The sequence below is a fragment of the Amycolatopsis sp. NPDC058986 genome, from assembly GCF_042741125.1.
In the GTDB taxonomy this organism is placed as follows: domain Bacteria; phylum Actinomycetota; class Actinomycetes; order Mycobacteriales; family Pseudonocardiaceae; genus Amycolatopsis.
In genome coordinates, this window is sequence record NZ_JBHYJW010000103.1 from 1 (window position 1) to 17,954 (window position 17,954).

General features: G+C 69.7%; 19 protein-coding genes. 5 read left to right on the forward strand and 14 right to left on the reverse strand.

Annotated elements, in window-relative coordinates; translation table 11 throughout:
* Positions 1-105: 105 nt before the first annotated feature.
* A complete protein-coding gene (locus tag ACFW0G_RS43915; protein WP_378331511.1) occupies positions 106-1,710 on the reverse strand; it encodes a purple acid phosphatase family protein in 1,605 nt (534 codons plus the stop codon).
* Between the two features lie 244 nt (positions 1,711-1,954).
* Here ACFW0G_RS43915 and ACFW0G_RS43920 point away from each other — a divergent pair, with 244 nt between their 5' ends.
* Positions 1,955-3,346 (forward strand): hypothetical protein, encoded by a 1,392-nt coding sequence (locus tag ACFW0G_RS43920; protein WP_378331513.1) that lies wholly within the window; start codon positions 1,955-1,957, stop codon positions 3,344-3,346.
* On the opposite strand, the gene ACFW0G_RS43925 is transcribed toward ACFW0G_RS43920, so the two are convergent.
* The 10 genes from ACFW0G_RS43925 to ACFW0G_RS43970 all read right to left on the reverse strand — a co-directional run bounded on the left by ACFW0G_RS43925 (position 3,339) and on the right by ACFW0G_RS43970 (position 11,456).
* Positions 3,339-4,244, reverse strand: coding sequence for a nucleotidyl transferase AbiEii/AbiGii toxin family protein (locus ACFW0G_RS43925; RefSeq protein ID WP_378331514.1), 906 nt, complete (start codon positions 4,242-4,244; stop codon positions 3,339-3,341). The two genes, ACFW0G_RS43920 and ACFW0G_RS43925, sit on opposite strands and share 8 nt — an antisense overlap.
* Positions 4,241-4,843, reverse strand: coding sequence for a type IV toxin-antitoxin system AbiEi family antitoxin domain-containing protein (locus ACFW0G_RS43930; RefSeq protein ID WP_378331515.1), 603 nt, complete (start codon positions 4,841-4,843; stop codon positions 4,241-4,243). Before ACFW0G_RS43930 ends, ACFW0G_RS43925 begins: the two co-directional genes overlap by 4 nt.
* Positions 4,844-4,966: 123 nt before the next feature.
* The gene (locus ACFW0G_RS43935) at positions 4,967-5,188 is read right to left on the reverse strand and encodes an acyl-CoA carboxylase epsilon subunit (protein ID WP_378331516.1); all 222 of its coding nucleotides are present in this window, start codon (positions 5,186-5,188) and stop codon (positions 4,967-4,969) included.
* A 7-nt stretch (positions 5,189-5,195) separates the two neighbouring features.
* Entirely contained in the window at positions 5,196-6,833 is a 1,638-nt protein-coding gene (locus ACFW0G_RS43940) for an acyl-CoA carboxylase subunit beta (RefSeq protein ID WP_378331517.1), read from the reverse strand.
* 118 nt (positions 6,834-6,951) lie between these two features.
* The gene (locus tag ACFW0G_RS43945) at positions 6,952-7,623 is read right to left on the reverse strand and encodes a response regulator (RefSeq protein ID WP_378331518.1); all 672 of its coding nucleotides are present in this window, start codon (positions 7,621-7,623) and stop codon (positions 6,952-6,954) included.
* Positions 7,620-8,747: a sensor histidine kinase gene (locus ACFW0G_RS43950; RefSeq protein WP_378331519.1), complete on the reverse strand. Its 1,128-nt coding sequence runs from the start codon at positions 8,745-8,747 to the stop codon at positions 7,620-7,622. Before ACFW0G_RS43950 ends, ACFW0G_RS43945 begins: the two co-directional genes overlap by 4 nt.
* Positions 8,748-8,825: 78 nt before the next feature.
* Entirely contained in the window at positions 8,826-9,125 is a 300-nt protein-coding gene (locus ACFW0G_RS43955) for a DUF397 domain-containing protein (protein WP_378331520.1), read from the reverse strand.
* Entirely contained in the window at positions 9,113-9,898 is a 786-nt protein-coding gene (locus ACFW0G_RS43960; protein WP_378331521.1) for a Scr1 family TA system antitoxin-like transcriptional regulator, read from the reverse strand. The genes ACFW0G_RS43955 and ACFW0G_RS43960 overlap by 13 nt, the downstream gene beginning before the upstream one ends.
* 155 nt (positions 9,899-10,053) lie before the next feature.
* On the reverse strand, positions 10,054-10,983 hold the full coding sequence (locus ACFW0G_RS43965; protein WP_378331522.1) for an SRPBCC family protein: 930 nt from the start codon (positions 10,981-10,983) through the stop codon (positions 10,054-10,056).
* Between the two features lie 56 nt (positions 10,984-11,039).
* Positions 11,040-11,456, reverse strand: a complete 417-nt coding sequence (locus tag ACFW0G_RS43970; protein WP_378331523.1) for a MarR family winged helix-turn-helix transcriptional regulator — start codon at positions 11,454-11,456, stop codon at positions 11,040-11,042.
* Between the two features lie 87 nt (positions 11,457-11,543).
* Here ACFW0G_RS43970 and ACFW0G_RS43975 point away from each other — a divergent pair, with 87 nt between their 5' ends.
* The gene (locus ACFW0G_RS43975; RefSeq protein ID WP_378331524.1) at positions 11,544-12,110 is read left to right on the forward strand and encodes a flavodoxin family protein; all 567 of its coding nucleotides are present in this window, start codon (positions 11,544-11,546) and stop codon (positions 12,108-12,110) included.
* Positions 12,111-12,239: 129 nt separating this feature from the next.
* Here the strand turns inward: ACFW0G_RS43975 and ACFW0G_RS43980 are convergent, their stop codons facing one another.
* On the reverse strand, positions 12,240-13,964 hold the full coding sequence (locus ACFW0G_RS43980; protein WP_378331525.1) for an FtsX-like permease family protein: 1,725 nt from the start codon (positions 13,962-13,964) through the stop codon (positions 12,240-12,242).
* A 209-nt stretch (positions 13,965-14,173) separates the two neighbouring features.
* Between ACFW0G_RS43980 and ACFW0G_RS43985 the strand changes: the two genes are divergently transcribed.
* Positions 14,174-14,356: a hypothetical protein gene (locus ACFW0G_RS43985; RefSeq protein ID WP_378331526.1), complete on the forward strand. Its 183-nt coding sequence runs from the start codon at positions 14,174-14,176 to the stop codon at positions 14,354-14,356.
* Between the two features lie 427 nt (positions 14,357-14,783).
* Here the strand turns inward: ACFW0G_RS43985 and ACFW0G_RS43990 are convergent, their stop codons facing one another.
* Together ACFW0G_RS43990 and ACFW0G_RS43995 are read right to left on the reverse strand one after the other, a co-directional pair.
* Positions 14,784-15,542, reverse strand: a complete 759-nt coding sequence (locus ACFW0G_RS43990; protein ID WP_378331527.1) for an ABC transporter ATP-binding protein — start codon at positions 15,540-15,542, stop codon at positions 14,784-14,786.
* 11 nt (positions 15,543-15,553) lie between these two features.
* A complete protein-coding gene (locus tag ACFW0G_RS43995) occupies positions 15,554-15,862 on the reverse strand; it encodes a hypothetical protein (RefSeq protein WP_378331528.1) in 309 nt (102 codons plus the stop codon).
* Positions 15,863-15,991: 129 nt separating this feature from the next.
* On the opposite strand from ACFW0G_RS43995, the gene ACFW0G_RS44000 reads away from it, so the two are divergent.
* Together ACFW0G_RS44000 and ACFW0G_RS44005 are read left to right on the forward strand one after the other, a co-directional pair.
* A complete protein-coding gene (locus tag ACFW0G_RS44000) occupies positions 15,992-17,134 on the forward strand; it encodes a sensor histidine kinase (RefSeq protein ID WP_378331529.1) in 1,143 nt (380 codons plus the stop codon).
* Positions 17,125-17,787: a response regulator gene (locus ACFW0G_RS44005; RefSeq protein WP_378331530.1), complete on the forward strand. Its 663-nt coding sequence runs from the start codon at positions 17,125-17,127 to the stop codon at positions 17,785-17,787. Before ACFW0G_RS44000 ends, ACFW0G_RS44005 begins: the two co-directional genes overlap by 10 nt.
* Positions 17,788-17,954: the final 167 nt, after the last annotated feature.

A 17,954-nucleotide genomic window follows, 5' to 3' on the forward strand; every position in this document is an offset into this window, starting at 1 on the left:
TTGTGATCCCGGTCCCGTGTGCTGAAGGGGACGTTCCTCTCGTAAGACGCGCTGAAGGGGACTTTCCTCGCATCGCATGCGAGGAAAGTCCCCTTCAGCAGCTTTTCAGGCGTCGGAGCGGCGACGGTGCAGCGTGAAGGTCTCGAACGGCTGGAGCTGCCCGTCCGGGCCTACGACGTCGTAGTACGTGACCCGCATCGAGGTGGTCCCGCCGCGCCGGGTGCCGGGGTCGACGGTGAACGCGGCGAAGCCGTACGAGTGCGCCGCGTCCCGCGCGGCCGACCACGGGGCGTCCTCGCTGACGTACACCGGCGGCCGTTTGCCGGTCTTCGGGTCCGGCTCGCCGACCGCCGTGATGACGCGGCAGCGCGGCGGCGTGGTCAGCAACTGGTTCGACGGCGCCGAGGTCCCGCCGCCGCCGATGACCATGTGCACGGTTCCCTTGCCGGTGTCGACGACGTCGGTCTTCGTGGACACCGGGACCGGCGTGCGCGTCGCGTTCGGTGAAGCGCCGCGGATCGGGTGCGAGCGCTCGTAGTGGTGTTCGTGCCCGCACACCACCAGATCGACGCCGTAGCGGTCGAACAACGGCAACCACTCCTCGCGGACGCCGAGGTCTGCGCCGTTGAACTGGTCCGCGCTGCTGATCGCGACCTGGTGCATGCAGATCACGATCCAGTCGACGCCCTTGTCCCGCCGGGCCGCCGCGAGTTCGGTCTCCAGCCACGCCTTCTGCGCGCCGCGCGAATAACCGCGGACGTAGCTGTTGCCCGCGTCCTGATAGCAGATGTCGTCGTTGGCGAGGCTGATCACGCGGACCGAGCCGACGGTGAAGGAGTACCAGAGCCCCCGCGTGACGTCGGTCTGGCCGGACGCCGGGGGCACCGAGAAGTACGTCTGGTACGCGGCGTAGCCGATCGGGCCGTTGCCCAGCTCGTTCTCGTGGTTGCCCGCGGACGGCATCCACGGGCGGTTGCGTGCGCTGCGGCTGTTGTTCGCCCAGAAGTCCCACCAGGTCCGGACCCGGTCGGTGGCGAGATTGGCGTAGCAGAGGTCGCCGTTGAACAGGTGGAACAGCGGACGGACGCGCTCGACGCCCGCGGTCGTGTCACCCGCGGCGGGCGAGCCGAGGTTGTCGTTGACGAACGGCGGATTCGGCAGCGTCACCCCGGGCGGCGGGGTGTAGCGCTTGCCGAGGGTGGGCGTGCCCTGGTCGCCGAAGCTGGTGAAGGTGAACGCGCCGCGTCCGCGTGGCGCGGTGTGGAACGTCGCCATCGCCGGCTCGGCGCCGTCGTGCAGCGCGGCGTAGACGTACTCGGTGTCCGGCCGCAGGCCCCGCAGCGGCGCGTGGTGGGCGTAGACGACCTGGCCGGACTTGGCGTCGGTGTAGCTGACCGTCTTCGCGGGGGCGCTGCGCTCGTACCGGCCGTCGGGGTGCCCGAGCAGCGCGCGGGCATGGTGCACGGGCTGGAGGGAGTGCCAGGAAACCACGACCTCGGCCGAGGCGTCCGCACCGAACTGGAGGTGCAGGCCCGCGACGGCCGGGGTCCGCGCCGGGTCGCCGCCGGTGGTGGTCGCTTCCGGGGCCGGGTCGGCGGCGGCCTCGCCCGCCAGCGGCCCCGCCGCGAGCACGGCACCGGCCGCACCGGCGGTGGTCAGGAAGCCGCGGCGGCTGAAGTGAGTGGTGAAGAGGGCTTTGTCGTCGGTCACCCCGTCACGGTGCCTCGGGGGGCCGGACCGGACTACTACGAGCCGGTGAACGGCAGGGCACGAAAGGGACGTGACCATGCCGGGAATCTCCGGAAACATCCCCGGTGTCCACAATGGACCGACTTTCGTCGGTGCGCGGCGGAGGTACGTTGCTCAGCGTTCACCTGCCGGTTCCCTGACGCCACCCGGTGTCTCTTCTTCGCGGGTCAAGGTGTTCGGGCCAACGGCTCTGGGAGGAGCGCTCATGCTGTGCCGTTCGTTACGCCTCACCGCGATCGCCGTGCTCGCCGCCGGTCTGCTCGCCGTACCGGTTCCCGCGGTCGCCGCCACACCGCACCGTGTCCTGTTCGACAACAGCAAAGCCGAAACGGCGGGCAACGCCGATTGGATCATCGGGACCAGCCAGCCGGACCCGGCCGCGCAGAATCCCTCGCCGCAGAAGGAAACCGACTGGACCGGCGCGCTCTCGGCGTGGGGTGTCGCGCTGCGGAAGACCGGGCAGTACAGCCTGAAGACGCTGCCTCCCGGCAACACCATCAGCTACGGGAACACCTCGAACCCGCTGGACCTGGCGAACTTCGACGAGTTCGTGCTGCCCGAGCCGAACGTCGTGCTGAGCGCGCCGGAGAAGGCCGCGGTGCTGAAGTTCGTGCAGAACGGTGGCGGGCTGTTCCTGATCTCGGACCACACGGGCAGCGACCGGAACAACGACGGCTGGGATTCCCCGGCGATCATCAACGACCTGATGACGAACAACGGCGTGAACAACAATGATCCGTTCGGGTTTTCGGTGGATCTCAAGAACATCTCCAGTGATCACCCGGTGGCGGTCACGGACTCCGCGAACCCGGTGCTCAACGGCGCTTTCGGGACCGTGCGCCACAGCCTGATCGCCAACGGCACGACGTTCACGCTCAAGCCCGCCGACAATCCTTCGGTGAAGGGGCTCGTGTACCTGAGCACGGTCAGTCCCGGGAACACGGGCGCCTTCTTCGCGACCAGCACGTTCGGTTCCGGCCGGGTCGCGGTGTGGGGCGACAGTTCCCCGATCGACGACGGCACCGGCCAGCCCGGCAACACCCTGTACAACGGCTGGAGCGACCCGACGGCGGACAACGCGGCCTTGGCACTCAACGCGTCCGCGTGGCTGGCGGGCGGCGGTACGACTCCGCCCACGGGATGTACCGCCGGGCAGTTGCTGGCCAACCCCGGCTTCGAGTCCGGTGCCACCGGCTGGACGGACCCCGGCGGCGTGATCGCGCAGAACGCCCCGGACGAACCGGCGCGGACCGGGACATGGAACGCGTGGCTCGGCGGTTACGGCAGCGCGCACACGGACACGCTGAGCCAAACCGTGTCCCTACCGTCCGGGTGCTCGACGTACGCGCTGTCGTTCTGGCTGCACATCGACACTGCGGAGACGGGCACGACGGCGTACGACAAGCTCACCGTGTCCGTCGGCGGGGCCACGTTGGCGACTTACTCCAATGTGGACGCTGCTTCCGGGTACCAGCAGCACACGGTGTCGCTCGCGGCGTACGCGGGCCAGTCGGTCACGGTGACGTTCACCGGTACGGAAGGCACGAAACTCCAGACATCCTTCGCCCTCGACGACACCACCCTCAACGTCAGCTGAGGGAGTCCTCTTCGCCGATGCCGGTGCACGCATCCCAGAAACGAGTCACCAGCGAGTGAGCCTCGTCGACGGTTCGTGCTTCGACATCGAGATCCGCGGCCAGCCGGGTGTAGTCGCTGCGCCATGCCGCGGGCGGAGCGGGAAGCCGGAGCGGGAGAGTGTGGCTGCCCCGTACGGAGAAAACGGTGTCCAGCCGGTCGACGATCCGCTCGTCGGGAGCGATGAGCCCCTGCTCGATCAACAGGACGAGGTCCACGAGATCCTTCGCCCTGGTATTCGGCCTGTCACCGTAATCCCTGGTGAGTGCGTGGAACTTCTCGGCGGCGTGCTGGAACACGTCGATCGCGTCGACGGTCACCGCCTGGGGGTAACCGGCGAACGCGAGTGCGGACGGGAAGGTCAGCCGTTCCACACCGCCGTGGATCTCGTCCGCGCGCGCCACGACGTCCAAGCGCACGTTCACGAACGTCTTCCCGGCGAGCTTGACGTCGACGGGAAACCGCCAGCCGGGACGTCCGGCTTGGTCGTCCGAGAGCTGCTTCGGCAGGCCAATCGCGAAGACGAAGTGGTCCTCGGCGACATCTTCGGCCAGCAAGTCGAGCAACTGCGCGCGGATGTCTTCGCCGTGTTCGCTGCGGCTGGTGAACGCGATGTCAAGGTCCTTGGTGGAGCGGCTCCGGTCGGCGAGGCGCAGTTCGAGCGCGAGTCCTCCTTTGAGGACCCACGTGGCGCCGCTGTCGGCGGCCAGCCTGACCAGTAGCCGTTCGAAGGCCACCTGGCGGCGCAAGCGGTTGATGTCGAGCCCGCTGCCCTGGGCACGTGTTCGCAGGCGTGCGTCCAGGGCGGCCAGCAGCGCGGGCGCGGTGCGGTGCCGGTCGAATGGCTTTTCGGTGCTCATCGGCTCACCGCGCCGAGTGCTCGCTCGATCCGTAGCGCCGCGCGGTCACCATGATCGTCGGCGCGTTCCTGAAGGCGCCGTGGTGAGAACAGCCCGCGCTCGAACGCGTCGGCGAGCACGGTGTCGAGCTGTTCCTGGCCGAGATCTCCGGCCGACAGGTCGAGCACGGTGCGTTCCACGGTGGTGACCTGGAAACCGGCCCGTTCCTCGATGTCGCCCGGCGGTAGGGCCGCCCGGTGGAGTACCAGTCGCGGCTCCCGTGCGCGGAAGCCGGGGGGAACGGTGAGGTGGATCCGGGACGGATTGACATCGCCGAGATCGTGGACAGTCAGCGCCGAGTCATGGGAAACGACCGCGCGGTCGCCACTCCACAGCCTCCAGAAGATGAACGTGTCGTTGTCCCCGGGCGGCCATTCGGGGAGACGGAACAGCCCGCGATGCACGCGTTCCCAGTTCCCGCGCTGTACGTGGTATCGCTGGGCCTGGTACGAATAGCCCACCTCGAGCGCTTGCCCTGCCGTGAAGTAACCGGCCTGGCGCGTTGCCACTGCGGTGAGCTCGCGGCGCAGTTCAGCGGGGTCGGCAGAGTTGGCGGGCACCTAGCCAGTCTAACGCCAAACTACATCTGCGTTGTAGTTTGGCGTTGACTCTGCCGCGTGAAACTAAATGTCCGATGTAGTTTCGCGCACACCCGCGTGCGTGAAACTACATCGCTTGGGGGATCAGCGAGGGAAGGCGGAGGCGCGCCAGGCGCCTTCCCCCGGATGCAGCGGACGCCGCAGCGCCGACGCCCGGTCCGCCCACCACGACGTACGGCGGGCGGCGGGTGGCGGGGCAGGGGAAGCGGCGACCGCGGCGACGACGGCGGTCAGCGCGGCGACTTCGGCGTCGCTCGGGTTGCCGCGGACGATCCGCAGCAGCGGACGTTCGGGAGTTTCGCTCATCACGACCTCACAGCGGGATGTTGCCGTGCTTCTTCGGCGGCAGGGTTTCGCGCTTCTCCCGCAGCAGCGACAGCGCCCGCGCGACGTGACCGCGGGTGTGCGCGGGCACGATCACCGAGTCGACGTAGCCGCGTTCGGCCGCCGCGTACGGGTTGAGCAGCGTGTCCTCGTACTCCTGGATCAGCTCGGCGCGCAGCGCGTCGACGTCGCGGCCTTCGGCGGCCGCGGCGGCCAAAGTCTTGCGGTGCACGATGTTCGCCGCGCCCTGCGCGCCCATGACCGCGACCTGCGCGGTGGGCCAGGCGAGGTTGACGTCGGCGCCGAGGTGCTTGGAGCCCATGACGTCGTAGGCGCCGCCGTACGCCTTGCGCGTGATGACCGTGACCAGCGGGACGGTCGCCTCCGCGTAGGCGTAGATCAGCTTCGCGCCACGCCGGATGATGCCGTTCCACTCCTGGTCGGTGCCCGGCAGGAAGCCGGGAACGTCCACAAAGGTCAGTACCGGGATGTTGAACGCGTCGCAGGTGCGCACGAACCGCGCGGCCTTCTCCGACGCGTCGATGTCCAGGCAGCCCGCGAACTGCGTCGGCTGGTTCGCCACGACGCCGACGCTGTGGCCGTCCACCCTGCCGAAGCCGACGAGGATGTTCGGCGCGAACAGCTCGTGCACTTCGAGGAACTCGCCGTCGTCGAGCACGCGGGTGATGACCTCGTGCATGTCGTACGGGGTGTTCGGCGAGTCCGGGATGATCGTGTCCAGCTCGCGGTCGGTGTCCGTGGCCTCCTCGAAGAACCCTCCCGACGGCTCCGCGGCGTCGAACACCGGGGCATCGGAGAGATTGTTCGCGGGCAGGTACGACAGCAGTTCCTTGACGTAGGCGATCGCGTCCTCGTCGTCGGAGCCGAGATAGTGCGCGACACCGGACTTCGTGTTGTGCGTCCGGCCGCCGCCGAGTTCCTCGAACGTGACGTCCTCGCCGGTCACCGTCTTGACCACGTCCGGGCCGGTGATGAACATCTGCGAGGTCTCGTCGACCATCACGACGAAGTCGGTCAGCGCGGGGGAGTACACGTGCCCGCCCGCGTTCGCGCCCATGATCAGCGAGATCTGCGGGATCACGCCGGACGCCTTGACGTTGCGGTTGAAGATCTCGCCGTAGAGCCCGAGCGAGACGACGCCCTCCTGGATGCGCGCGCCGCCGCCCTCGTTGATGCCGATGATCGGGCGGCCGGTCTTGATCGCCAGGTCCATGACCTTGACGATCTTCTCGCCGTAGACCTCGCCGAGCGAGCCGCCGAACACCGTGACGTCCTGGCTGAACACGCACACGCCGCGCCCGTCGACCGTGCCGTAGCCCGTCACCACGCCGTCGCCGTACGGCCGGTTCTTCTCTTGGCCGAAGTTCGTCGAGCGGTGCCGGGCCAGTTCGTCCAGCTCGACGAACGAGTTCTCGTCGAGCAGCAGCTCGATCCGCTCGCGGGCGGTCTTCTTGCCCTTCGCGTGCTGTTTCTCCACCGCGCGGGCCCCGCCCGCGTGCACCGCCTCGTCGTACCGGCGGTACAGGTCGGCGAGCTTGCCGGCCGTGGTGTGGATGTCGGGTTCGTCCTCGGGCGGCGTCCCGAGCGGCTCCGTCGCACTGCTCATGACCCGGCAGCTTAGCTACTGATTGGTCACTTCGGCGGTGTGGCGTGGGCAACTTAACTGCGGGTGTTTTCCCGGTTCCGGGCCCGTGACAGGTGCTGATACCCAGGTCAGGAGCCGATCACCCCGGCTCCCGGCTCACCCGGACGAGACCGGATTCGTAGGCGGCGATGACGAGCTGGGCACGGTCGCGCGCGGCGAGCTTGTGCAGCAGCCGCCCGATATGGGTCTTCACCGTGGCGATCCCGAGGTGCAGGTGCGCGGCGATCTCGTCGTTGGACAGCCCGCGCGCGATCAGCGTCAGCACCTCCCGCTCCCGGGACGTGACGCCGTCGAGCCCCGGCGTGGCCGGGCCGCCGGGATCGGGCAGCCGGACGAACTCGGCGATCAGCTGCCGGGTGACCGACGGCGCGAGCAGCCCGTCGCCGTTCGCGACCACCTCGATCGCGGTGAGCAGTTCGGCGGGCGGGGTGTCCTTGAGCAGGAAGCCGCTCGCCCCGGCTCGCAGTGCCGAATAGACGTACGCGTCGAGGTTGAACGTCGTCAGGATGAGCACCCGCACGGCCGCGGTCTCCGGGGCGCCGCAGATGCGCCGGGTCGCCTCTATCCCGTCCATGCCCGGCATCCGGATGTCCATCAGGACGACGTCGGGCTTTTCGCGCCGGGCGAGCGCGACCGCCTCCGCGCCGTCCCCGGCTTCGCCGATGACGGTCAGCTTCGGCGAGCTGTCGACGAGGACCCGGAAACTGCCGCGCAGCAACGCCTGGTCGTCCACCACGAGCACGCGGGTCATCCGGACACCTCCGCGACGTCGTAGGGCAGCCGGGCGAACACGCGGAAACCCTTGTCCGGCAAGGGTTCCGCGCTGAACTCGCCGCCGTAGACCGCGACGCGTTCGCGCATCCCGATCAGCCCGTGCCCCGGCACGACCGGACCGTTCGCGGCGCCATCGTCCGTCACCTCGATGCTCACCTGTCCCTCGCCGCCGCGTACCAGCACCCGGCAGGTGCTCGCCCCGGCGTGTTTGACCACATTGGTCAGTGCCTCCTGGGCGATCCGGTACACCGATTGCCCTATCCCGCCGGGAAGTTCCGGCAGATCCTCGACGTCCAGTTCCACCGACGGCCCCGCTTGGCCCGCGCGTTCGACGAGCGCCCGCAGGTCGGCCAGGGTCGGGGCGGGCGCCAGCAACGCCTCGGGTTCGCCCGTTCCGCCACGCAGGACGCCGAGCATCCGCCGCAGTTCGGCCAGCGTCTCGCGGCTGGTGTCCTCGATGACGCGCAGGGCGTCGCGCGCCTCTTCGGGTTGGTCGAGAGCGACGTGGTTGCCGACCCCCGCCTTCACCGCGATGAGGCTCATCGAGTGCGCGACGACGTCGTGCATCTCGCGTGCGATCCGCAGCCGTTCCTCCGAAACCGCTTGGTGTGCATAGGTTTCCCGCAGCTGCGCGGCGTGTTCGCGGCGGGCGAGCACCGTGTAGCCGAGCGCGTAGGACACGCCCAGCGCGGAGATGCCGAGGGAGAGCGTCGCGGGCTGCGCGGGGGACGGAATGAGCACCGACACCAGGACGACCTCGATCCCGGCGACGACCAACGCTACCATTGATGTGCGCTGCGGCCCGTACGCGGCGAGGACGTAGAGCGCGCATCCGGTCGCGGCGAGCGGCACTCCCACGATCGGCCCGCCGATCGGCGCGCTCACCAGGATCATCACCAGCCCGGCCGCGAACGCGGGCATCGGCCACGACCAGCGGATCAGCAACGGGACGACGGACAGGCCCATGATCGCCCAGCCGAGCCACGGCGTCATCCAGCCCGGCAGCGGCCAGGCCCCCGCGGCGAGGTTCCCGCCCGCGCCGACGGCCAACAGCACGGCCGCCAGCGCATCGACGGCGCGACGGACAACCCGGGATCTCATGCCGACGAACCTAATCGCCGTCGTGGCTCCGCGCGTCCACCCGGCGAAGGTCATCCCCCGGGCGGACGCGCGCCGGGGTCAGTGGTTCCGGAGGACGCGGGTGAAGGCGTGCCAGGCGGCTGGAGGGACGGTGAGCATTCCGGAGTGGGGTGCCTTGGAGTCGCGCACGGCGGTGTACTGGTCGCTGGCGGCCACCTCGACGCAGTTTCCGTTGTTGGAGCCGCTGTGGGAGGACTTGTACCAGGCGAAGGCGACCTCGACGCAGTCTCCGTTGTTGGAGGTGCTGTAGGAGGATTTGCGCCAGGGGAGGGCGACCTCGACGCAGTCTCCGCCGTTGGAGCCGCTGTGGGAGGACTTACGCCAGATCAGGGGTGCCATTGGCTCGCGATCCTTTCGATCAGCTCGATGGACTGCCGGTTGGGCAGGGCATCGGCGCGGAAGTAGTCGAACTGCTCTCGCAGAAAGGCTACGTCCTCGGCGCGTTCCACTACCTCACCGCGCAGTTGGTTATCCACGTAGGCCACTTCGCGGCCGCCGTCGAAGGCGGCCACGACGAACGGCCCGGCGAACTTGGCGTAGCACGGGGAGTCCAGCGGCACGATCTGGACAGCGATCCGGGGCCGCCGGGCCATCGTCGCCAGATGCGTCAGTTGTTCGGGCATGACGCGCTCGTCGCCGACTCGGTGATGCAGGACGTATTCGGGCAGGAGCACCACCAGCATCGGCGGCACCTCGCTGTCCAGCACGCGCTGACGCTCCAGCCGTTCGGCGACATAGTCGTCGTTGTCCTGCACGGCCCTGGCGTACTCCTTGGTCTGCAACAGGCCAGGGATCACGGTGGGCTGGAAGGACAGCAAGGTGGTGGCGCGCTGCTCGACGCTTACCCAACGGTCCATCCATTCGTGGTCGACCTCGCGGGACACCAGCAGGTCGAGCATCCGGCTCAGATACCCGTTGGTGCCGAAGAGTTCCTCGCAGCGCACCAGGTCCGGGTGTTTCGGCACGCGGCGGCCGGTCTCCCACATCGCGACCAAGGACTGGGACAGGAACAGCTGCTTGGCGAACGCTTCCTGGCTCAGCCCGGTCGCGCCGCGGGCCAGCGCGAATTCGCGTCCCCAGATCTCCTGCGCTGTCGGGCGTCGATCGGCCATCGTCGGTGCGTCCTCACCCCGGGCATGAACGGATATGTCCCAGCACATAGTAGTCGCGCGTACCGCCACTGTAACCAAGGACACACTGTTCCCGGGCTTCGGGGGAAGGTCTCTGAAGGCCACCTTGAGGGACTTGAACGCCCTGAAGGTGGCCTTCAGAGACCTTGCTTCGCGTAGTGCTCGGTCAGGGCCTCCACTCGGTCCGCGGGCCAGGGTTCCGGCTCGACGCCGAACGTCGCGGCGAACAGGGCGGCCATCCGCTTGTGCCACGCGGCGAGCTCGGCCGCGAGCGCCGGATGGTCGCCGGGCACGGTCTGCGTCAGTTCGGCACGCACGCCGTCCAGCGCGTCGAAGACGATCTCCCAGCGCACCTTCCCGGCCGGATTTCCGTTGTCCAGCACGGAGAATTCCAGCGTGTGCGGCGCGTCGGCGACCGTCACCTCGCCAGGGGTGAGCCGTCCGTTGCCCGCCGACGCCGGTGCGGTGTCGCCCGGCTTCAACGCCTCAGGGGCCAGCAGCGCCCAGACCTCTTCGACCGGCTTCCACGCCAGATCACGCCGGAAGCGGATGACGCCGTCGACGACCTCGCCCTCGCCGAGGTGCCATTCCTCGACGTAGGCGGCCATCCGGTCGTGCCAGTTCGCAGGCTGCTCGGGGGTTGCGCCGATGAGCCGCGCGTCGAGCGCGTCCAGGCAGGTGTCCCAGCCCGCCGCGTTGCGCCCGGCCGCGAGCCGGGCAATCGCGGATTCGCCGCGGCCGAAGGTGTGCGTGAACTCCAGCAGGCAGCCGTCGCCGTCCGGGGTGAGCACCCACCGCAGCACGTCGGAGTTCCAGCTGAACGCGAACTCCCGGGGCGGATCGACGGTCAGCACCTCGCCGTCGGTGCTCTCGTCCTGGCCCTCGAAGGTGAACGTGATGACGCCGCCGGGCCGCAGGTCGCCGCTCACCGCGGCGGGGAACCAGTGGGCGAGTTCGGCCGGATCGGTGATGGTGTGCCACACCTTTTCCGGGCTGTGCGCGAGACGGCGTACGAACCGCAGCACGGGACGCTCGTCGACGGTTTCCAGTTGCGTGCTTCCGGACACGGCCGCCTCCCTCGTGGTTGCCTGTGTCGGTATATAACCACTGAGGAATATAGGCGTCAAGCGGAGCGGATCGCGGCCACCGCCGCGGCGAGTTCGGGGTCGCCCGCGGCCTTGGAGAGCGCGGCGCTCAGCACGGTGAGGTACGTCGGTTCGGCGTCCTCGTAACGCTTGCGGCCTTCCTCGGTGATCACCGAGTAGACGCCGCGGCGGTCGTCCTCGCAGATGTCGCGCACGGTCAGTTCGGCGTCTTCGAGCCGCGCCACCATGCGGCTGACCGAACTCTGGTTGAGGCCGATCGCCTCCGCGAGTTCCTGCATCCGCAGCCCGCTCTTGGGGGAGTCGGCGAGCCTGCGGAGTGCGCGGTACTCGGACAGGCCGAGGCCGTGCTTCCGGTGCAGCGCCTTGGTCAGCTCCTGCTCGACCCGCGCGTGCAGGGCGAGAACCCGGTCCCATGCCTGGGCGTCGGCGATCATTCCGCCTCCTTGACTCTTGACGCCGAGTATATGCAGTGACAGTCTCTGTGTGTACATGCATATACTTTCCCGTCGAACGGAGTCCCGATGTCCGATCGGAGCTACCTCTTCCTGCTCGGCGCCGCCCGTGCGGGTGGGAACACCGAGATCCTGGCCCGCCGGGCCGCGAAGGAACTGCCGAAGGCCGACGAGCAGCGCTGGATCCGATTACCCGAACTGCCGCTGGAGCCGTTCGAGGACCGGCGTCACGGGGTGGGCGAGCACGCCGTGCCCGAAGGCAACGAGCGGGTGCTGATGGACGCCACCTTCGCCGCGACCGACCTGGTGATCGCGTCGCCGGTCTACTGGTACAGCGTGTCCGCGAGCGTGAAGCTCTACCTCGACTACTGGTCCGGCTGGATGCGCCGGCCCGAAGCGGAGTTCAAGGCGCGGATGCGCGGCAAGACGTTGTGGGGCGTCACGGTGCTCAGCGAGGAGCGGGAGCAGGCGGACCCGTTCGTCGGCACGTTGCGCAAGACCGCGGACTACCTGTCGATGCACTGGGGTGGCGTGCTGATCGGCAACGGCAGCAGGCCGGGGGACATCCTGCTCGACACGCGAACGCTCGGCGAGGCCGAGACGTTCTTCGCCTCCGCTGATCTCGTCAGGGCCTAGCGGCGGGCAGGTCCGTGAATGCCACATTGAGAGACTCAGAGTCCCTCAATGTGGCATTCACGGACCAGGAATCCACAAAGGACACTCTGGGGGCGGTGCCGCCGCGCGCCTTCGGGAAGTTCGGAACTCTTACTGTCCGGGGAGTGTGACCGCTTCGATCGGGCTGCGGCGCATCGCCAGGCGTGCGGAGAGCGCGGTGACCGGCCACGCGATCAGGAAGACCGCGCCCACCACGCCGGGGAACACCCAGACCGGCCCGGACGGAACGATCTGCCCGGTCGTCACCGCCATGGGCAGCACGGTGAACAGCGAGATGATGGTGCCCAGTACCAGCCCGGCCACCGCGACGATGCCGCTCTCGACGAACAACATCCGCCGGACCTGACCGCGGTCCGCGCCCGCCAGGCGCTGCGCGCCGAACTCCCGGCGACGGGCCAGCACGGCCACCGCGAGGGTGTTCACCGCCGCGATCGCCGCGTAGGCGATGGCGAGCACGGCCAGCAGGTAGTTGATCATCGCCTCCACATCCGCGCGGGCCTGGAAGTTGTTCGCCAGCACCGAATCGTCGCCGACGGTGAGGCCCGGCCAGTCCTTCAGGCGGCCGGTCAGCGCGGAGACGACGTCGTTCGAGCCGGCCGCCTTCACCAGCACCTGCGCGGGCAGTCCGCTGGTGGTGTGCGGCGTGAGGAGGTCGGCAGGCAACACCATGCTCGCGTAACTCGACGGGCTGTCGAGCAGCGCGACGACGGTCACCGGAGCCCGCGCTCCGTCGCCGAGTCGCAGGGTGATCTTGTCGCCGACCTTGAGCGTCAGACGGTCCGCGACGTCCTGCGGCAGCGCGACGGTGTCGCCGGTCAAGTCCTTCAGCGAGCCCCGTGTCACGTCGGTGGCCAGCACCGTGCCGCCCTGGTCCTCGGCGGAGACGCCGAGCAGGCGCAGTGGGTCGCTGCCGTTGCCGTCGTAGGGCTGTTCGATCCAGCCGGAGCTGGTGACCAGCGGCGACGCCGTGCCGACGCCCGGTGTGCTGCGGATCCGTGCGAGCGCGTCCGGCGAGATCCCGCCGGTGGCCGTGCTGATCACCGCGTCCGCCTTCAACTGGCTGGTGTACGCCGCCACTTGAGCCTTCTGCGCCGTGGTCTCGGAGTAGACGTTGCCGAGCGCGACCGCGCTGGCGAGCGTGATCGGCGTGAGCACGGCGGCGAACATCACCGCGCGGGCGCGGGAGTTGATCACCGCGAGCGTGGCGTCGCGGCCCGCGATCCGCCGGATGAACGGGCCGAAGCGATCCGCGACGAACGCCATGATCTCCGGTCCGATCAAGGCCACCGCGATGGCGCCGGTGAGCACCGCCGGGCCGCCGATCGCCGCCGCCGTGTCGGCGGGCATGAACATCGTGGTGCCCGCGAGCAGCACGGTCGCCGCGGCGCAGACCACCGCACCGGTGCGGCGCAACGGGTGCACCCTCGCACTCGGGATCGCGGCCTCGGCCAGCGCCTGGATCGGCCGGGCCCGCGCCGCGGCCAGCGCGGCGAACCACGCGGCGGCGTAGACGATCGCGAGCGTGGCGAGGAGGCCCGCGGCGAACGCGATGACGTCCTGCTGGAAGAGCAGCTCGTCCGGCACGATCCCGAGCGACACACTGGTGTCGAAGATCTGGTTGCCGAGCAGGTAGCCGAGGACAACGCCGCCCAGCGCGGCGATCGCGCCGACGACCATGGTCTCGGCGAGCACCATCCGGTGCACCTGTTTCGGCGTCGCGCCGGTGGCCCGCAGCAGCGCGATCTCCTGCCGCCGCTGCCGCACGGTGAGGCTGATCGTCGCGGAGACGACCAGTGCCATGACCACCAGCACCATCCCGCCGAACACCGCGGCCAGGAGGATCAGGGGGGAGCCGGCTGCCGGCCACCCCGAGGAACTCGGCCGCGCCTCGGTCGTCGCCGGTCAGCACGCTGACGTCCGGCATCAGCCCGGAGATGCGCGCGGCGAGATCACCGGCGTCCACGCCTTCGGACGGGAACACGCCGACCAGGTCGACGCGGCCTGGATGCGGCGAAAATCGCTGGGTGTCGGCCGGGGAGAAGAAGAACGCGGTCCGCCGCACGTGCTCGGCGATCCCCGTGACGACGAAGGACCGCTTCTGCCCGCTCACCACGACGTCGACGGTCGCGCCCGCGCTGATCCCGTTCGCGTCCGCGGTGGCCGAGCCGACCACGACCTGGTCCGCGGCCGGTGCCTGGCCGCCCTGACGCAGGACGTAGCCGCCGAGCACGGCAGAGTCCCAGCTGTGTCCAGAAAGGACAGACGGGCCGGAGACCTGGGGCGTCCCGTCGCGCAGCAGGGTGGCCGGGAACGACACGTCCGCGACCACGCGTCGCACGCCCGGCACCGCGGCGATCCTGGCGGTCTGGTCCACGGGCAGCCCGGCCCGTTCGACGTACGGGACTACCTGCGACTCCTCGTCCGGCAGCTTGAAGGCCGCCGGACCGCCGACCACGACCGGGGCCGCCGCGAGCCGCTGCGGCTGCGCCCGCAGCACGAACGCGGTCTCGAACAGCCCGGCACACGCGATCAGCAGGCCGCAGCCGATCAGGATCGCGACGAACGACGCGAGCGACGCGGCCACGCGGTACCGCAGGCCGGCCAATGCCAGGCCGAACACCACCCGCCGCGGGTTCACCGCTGTCCCCGGGCGTGCTTGGCCTGGGCACCGAGTTGCGCCAGGGTGGCCGCGACGGCTTCGACATCCGGCGTCGCCATCCGCGTGACGATCCGGCCGTCTACCAGGAAGAGCACGGTGTCCGCGAACGACGCCGCCACGGGGTCGTGCGTGACCATCACGACGGTCTGGCCCGCGTTCACCAGCTCGCGCATCAGGTTCAGCACCTCGAGCGCGGTGTTCGTGTCCAGCGCGCCGGTCGGCTCGTCGGCGAACACCACCGCCGGGCGGGTGGCCAGCGCACGGGCGATCGCCACGCGCTGCTGCTGGCCGCCGGAAAGCTCACCGGGCCGATGGCCGACGCGCTGCGCCAGCCCGACCCTGGCGATCACCTGGTCCACCCACGCCCGGTCCGGCTCGCGGCCGGCCAGCAGCGTCGGCAGGGTGACGTTCTGCTCGACGTTCAGCGCGGGCATCAGGTTGAAGGACTGGAAAACGAACGCGACGTGCTGGCGGCGAAGCTCGGTCAGCTCGGTCTCGCTCTTGCCCGTCAGGTCGGTCCCCACCAGGGTGACCCGGCCCGCGCTCGGCTTGTCGAGCCCGGCCGCGCAGTGCAACAGCGTGCTCTTCCCGGATCCCGACGGGCCCATCACCGCCGTGAAGGTGCCGGGGAGGAAATCCGCGGAGACCCCGGAAAGCGCTTCCACCGCGCCCTCGCCGGAGCCGTAGGTCTTGCGCACCGAGTCCAGCTGGACCGGGCAATCGACGGACGTCATCGTGGACACGGTCATTCGCCCCGATCCGGCAGGCACCGGTCGATGCCGGTGAGCACGCCGGCGGCGAGCACCACCGGGATCGCGGTCCACAGCCACCACGGTTCGCGCAGGCCCCCGCCGAGAATGGCGATCATCAGCCAGACGATCACCTGGACCAGGGTCATCGCCGCGCCGGCGAGGACCACGACCTGCCGGGCGACGAGCAGCCGCCTGCGCGCCGGGTCGAGGTCGTGCCGGACGGGCCGGACGAGGTCGGTGACCAGCGTCCGGAAGGGGTGCGGGGCGGTCCCGCCGCGGGACGCGTCGTTGTCGTAGCTCATGGCGGCAACACTGGTCGTCGAGGGCGTCGGCGGCATCGGCGCCGGGTGGCCATCCGATCGACGAAAGTCGTAGCCGCCGCCCATCGATCGACGGATGCCCGAGCGACGGCACTGGCTAGTCTCGGGCAGGTGATCCAGAACGCGGAGGCCACCCACCCGGGGCCGGACTGGTTGGCGACAGGGCGCACGGTGACCTTGGTGCTGCTCTCGTTCGCTGGCGGACTGTCACTGCTCTACGGAGTGCTGGAGACCGGGCCCGGCGGTGTGGCGCGCGTGCTGGACGTCGCGGTGGGCGCACTCGCCAGCCTCGCGCTGGTCCTGCGTAACCGGGCACCCGTCGTCGTGGCCGTGACCCTGGCCGCTGTCGCCTCGGTCGTCGCCTCCGCCGGATTCGCCAACATGCTCGCGCTTTACGCGGTGGCTCGCCGTCGCCGGCTGCGGGTCGCGCTCGCCGTCGCCGCCATGAACGTCGTCTCCGGCTGTGTGTTCTGGCTGGTGTATTCGGGCAACAACTCCCTGGGCCTGACCATCGTGGTCAACGCGGCGATGGCGGCGGCGTTCAGCGCCTGGGGAGCCCTGCAGCAGGCGCAGCACAAGCTCGTCGACATCTACCGCGAACGGGCCGAACGGGCCGAGCAGGAGCAGGAGCTGCGTGCGGCCGAGGTCAGGTACGCCGAGCGGGCGCGGATCGCTCGTGAGATGCACGACGCGGTCGCGCACCGCATCTCCCTGGTCACCCTGCACGCCGGTGGGCTGACCGTGGCCAACGGCCTGTCCCAGGACGACGTACGAGCCGCGGGCGATCTCATCCGGTCGGCGGCGGTGCAGGCGCTGGAGGAGTTGCGCACCGCACTGGGCGTGCTGCGCGCCGACGAGGCCGTGTCACTCGAACAGCCGGGACTCGACCGGCTCGACGACCTCGTCGACGAAGCCCGCGCGGCAGGTCAGCGGATCACGTTGACGGTGCACGGGGATCTGCGCGACGCGCCGCCCGGCATCGGCCGGGCGGCTTACCGGATCGTGCAGGAAGGACTGACCAACGCCCGTAAGCACGCCACGGGAGCCGAGGTCACGGTGCTGGTGAACCACGCCGACGATATGTTGCGGGTGCGCGTCGCCAACCGGGTGGTGGCCGACGCGCTGGACGTGCCAGGGTCACGTCGGGGGCTTCTCGGCCTGCGGGAACGGGCTGTTCTCGCGGGTGGGAGCCTCAGCCATGGTCGAACCGACGCAGGAGAGTTCGTGCTGAACGCGGAGCTGCCGTGGACGTGACACAAGTGCTGCTCGTCGATGACGACGCCATGGTGCGGACCGGGCTCCGCATGGTGCTGTCCGCCGACCCCGCCCTGCGTGTCGTCGCCGAGGCCACCAACGGCCGCCAGGCGGTGGCGATGGTGCGTGAAACGGCGCCCGACGTCGTCCTCATGGACCTGCAGATGCCGGTACTGGACGGGATCGCGGCCACGCGTGAGCTGCGGGCGAGCGGCTACTCGAACCCGGTGCTCGTCCTCACCACGTTCCAGCTCGACACCTACGTCGTGGAGGCGCTGCGGGCCGGCGCCAACGGCTACCTGCTCAAGGACACCGCCCCCGAAGAGATCATCCGGGGCGTGCACGTCGCCGCCGCGGGCGACTCCGTGTTCTCCGCGGCGATCACCAAGCGGCTCGTCGCCACGATCGGGCAAGCGGACTCCGCCGCGACCGCCGACGCACGCGACAGGCTCGCGCGGTTGACCGATCGGGAACGTGAGGTGGCGGAGGCGGTCGCCGCGGGCAGCTCGAACGCGGTGATCGCGGCCGACCTGCACATGAGCGAGGCCACGGTCAAGTCGCACGTCTCCCGCATCTTCGCCAAGACCGCCGCCGAGAACCGGGTCCAGATCGCCCTGCTCGTCTACCAGGTCGGTGCGAATCCCGGCCCATGACGGTGTACGGCTCCGGCGTCCGGGGCTCGCCGACCAGGAATCCACAAAGGACACTTCGGGGTGGGGCCGCTTTGTCGCGAACGCTCCGTTGCCGACGTTCAGCGTCTCGAACGTTGCGTACGCGACATCGCCCGGCGCCTCACCACGAGAGCACACCACATCCGTGA

Excerpts from the sequence above, each read along its gene's own strand:
- ACFW0G_RS43945 (WP_378331518.1), bottom strand. The coding sequence starts at position 7,623 with ATGACCCGCGTGCTCGTGGTGGACGACCAGGCGTTGCTGCGCGGCAGT.
- ACFW0G_RS43990 (WP_378331527.1), bottom strand. The coding sequence starts at position 15,542 with ATGACGTCCGTCGATTGCCCGGTCCAGCTGGACTCGGTGCGCAAGACC.
- ACFW0G_RS43975 (WP_378331524.1), top strand. The coding sequence starts at position 11,544 with ATGTCCGATCGGAGCTACCTCTTCCTGCTCGGCGCCGCCCGTGCGGGT.
- ACFW0G_RS43950 (WP_378331519.1), bottom strand. The coding sequence starts at position 8,747 with ATGAGATCCCGGGTTGTCCGTCGCGCCGTCGATGCGCTGGCGGCCGTG.
- ACFW0G_RS43970 (WP_378331523.1), bottom strand. The coding sequence starts at position 11,456 with ATGATCGCCGACGCCCAGGCATGGGACCGGGTTCTCGCCCTGCACGCG.
- ACFW0G_RS43920 (WP_378331513.1), top strand. The coding sequence starts at position 1,955 with ATGCTGTGCCGTTCGTTACGCCTCACCGCGATCGCCGTGCTCGCCGCC.
- ACFW0G_RS43925 (WP_378331514.1), bottom strand. The coding sequence starts at position 4,244 with ATGAGCACCGAAAAGCCATTCGACCGGCACCGCACCGCGCCCGCGCTG.
- ACFW0G_RS43980 (WP_378331525.1), bottom strand. The coding sequence starts at position 13,964 with ATGGTGCTGGTGGTCATGGCACTGGTCGTCTCCGCGACGATCAGCCTC.
- ACFW0G_RS43935 (WP_378331516.1), bottom strand. The coding sequence starts at position 5,188 with ATGAGCGAAACTCCCGAACGTCCGCTGCTGCGGATCGTCCGCGGCAAC.
- ACFW0G_RS43940 (WP_378331517.1), bottom strand. The coding sequence starts at position 6,833 with ATGAGCAGTGCGACGGAGCCGCTCGGGACGCCGCCCGAGGACGAACCC.
- ACFW0G_RS43995 (WP_378331528.1), bottom strand. The coding sequence starts at position 15,862 with ATGAGCTACGACAACGACGCGTCCCGCGGCGGGACCGCCCCGCACCCC.
- ACFW0G_RS43960 (WP_378331521.1), bottom strand. The coding sequence starts at position 9,898 with ATGGCCGATCGACGCCCGACAGCGCAGGAGATCTGGGGACGCGAATTC.
- ACFW0G_RS43955 (WP_378331520.1), bottom strand. The coding sequence starts at position 9,125 with ATGGCACCCCTGATCTGGCGTAAGTCCTCCCACAGCGGCTCCAACGGC.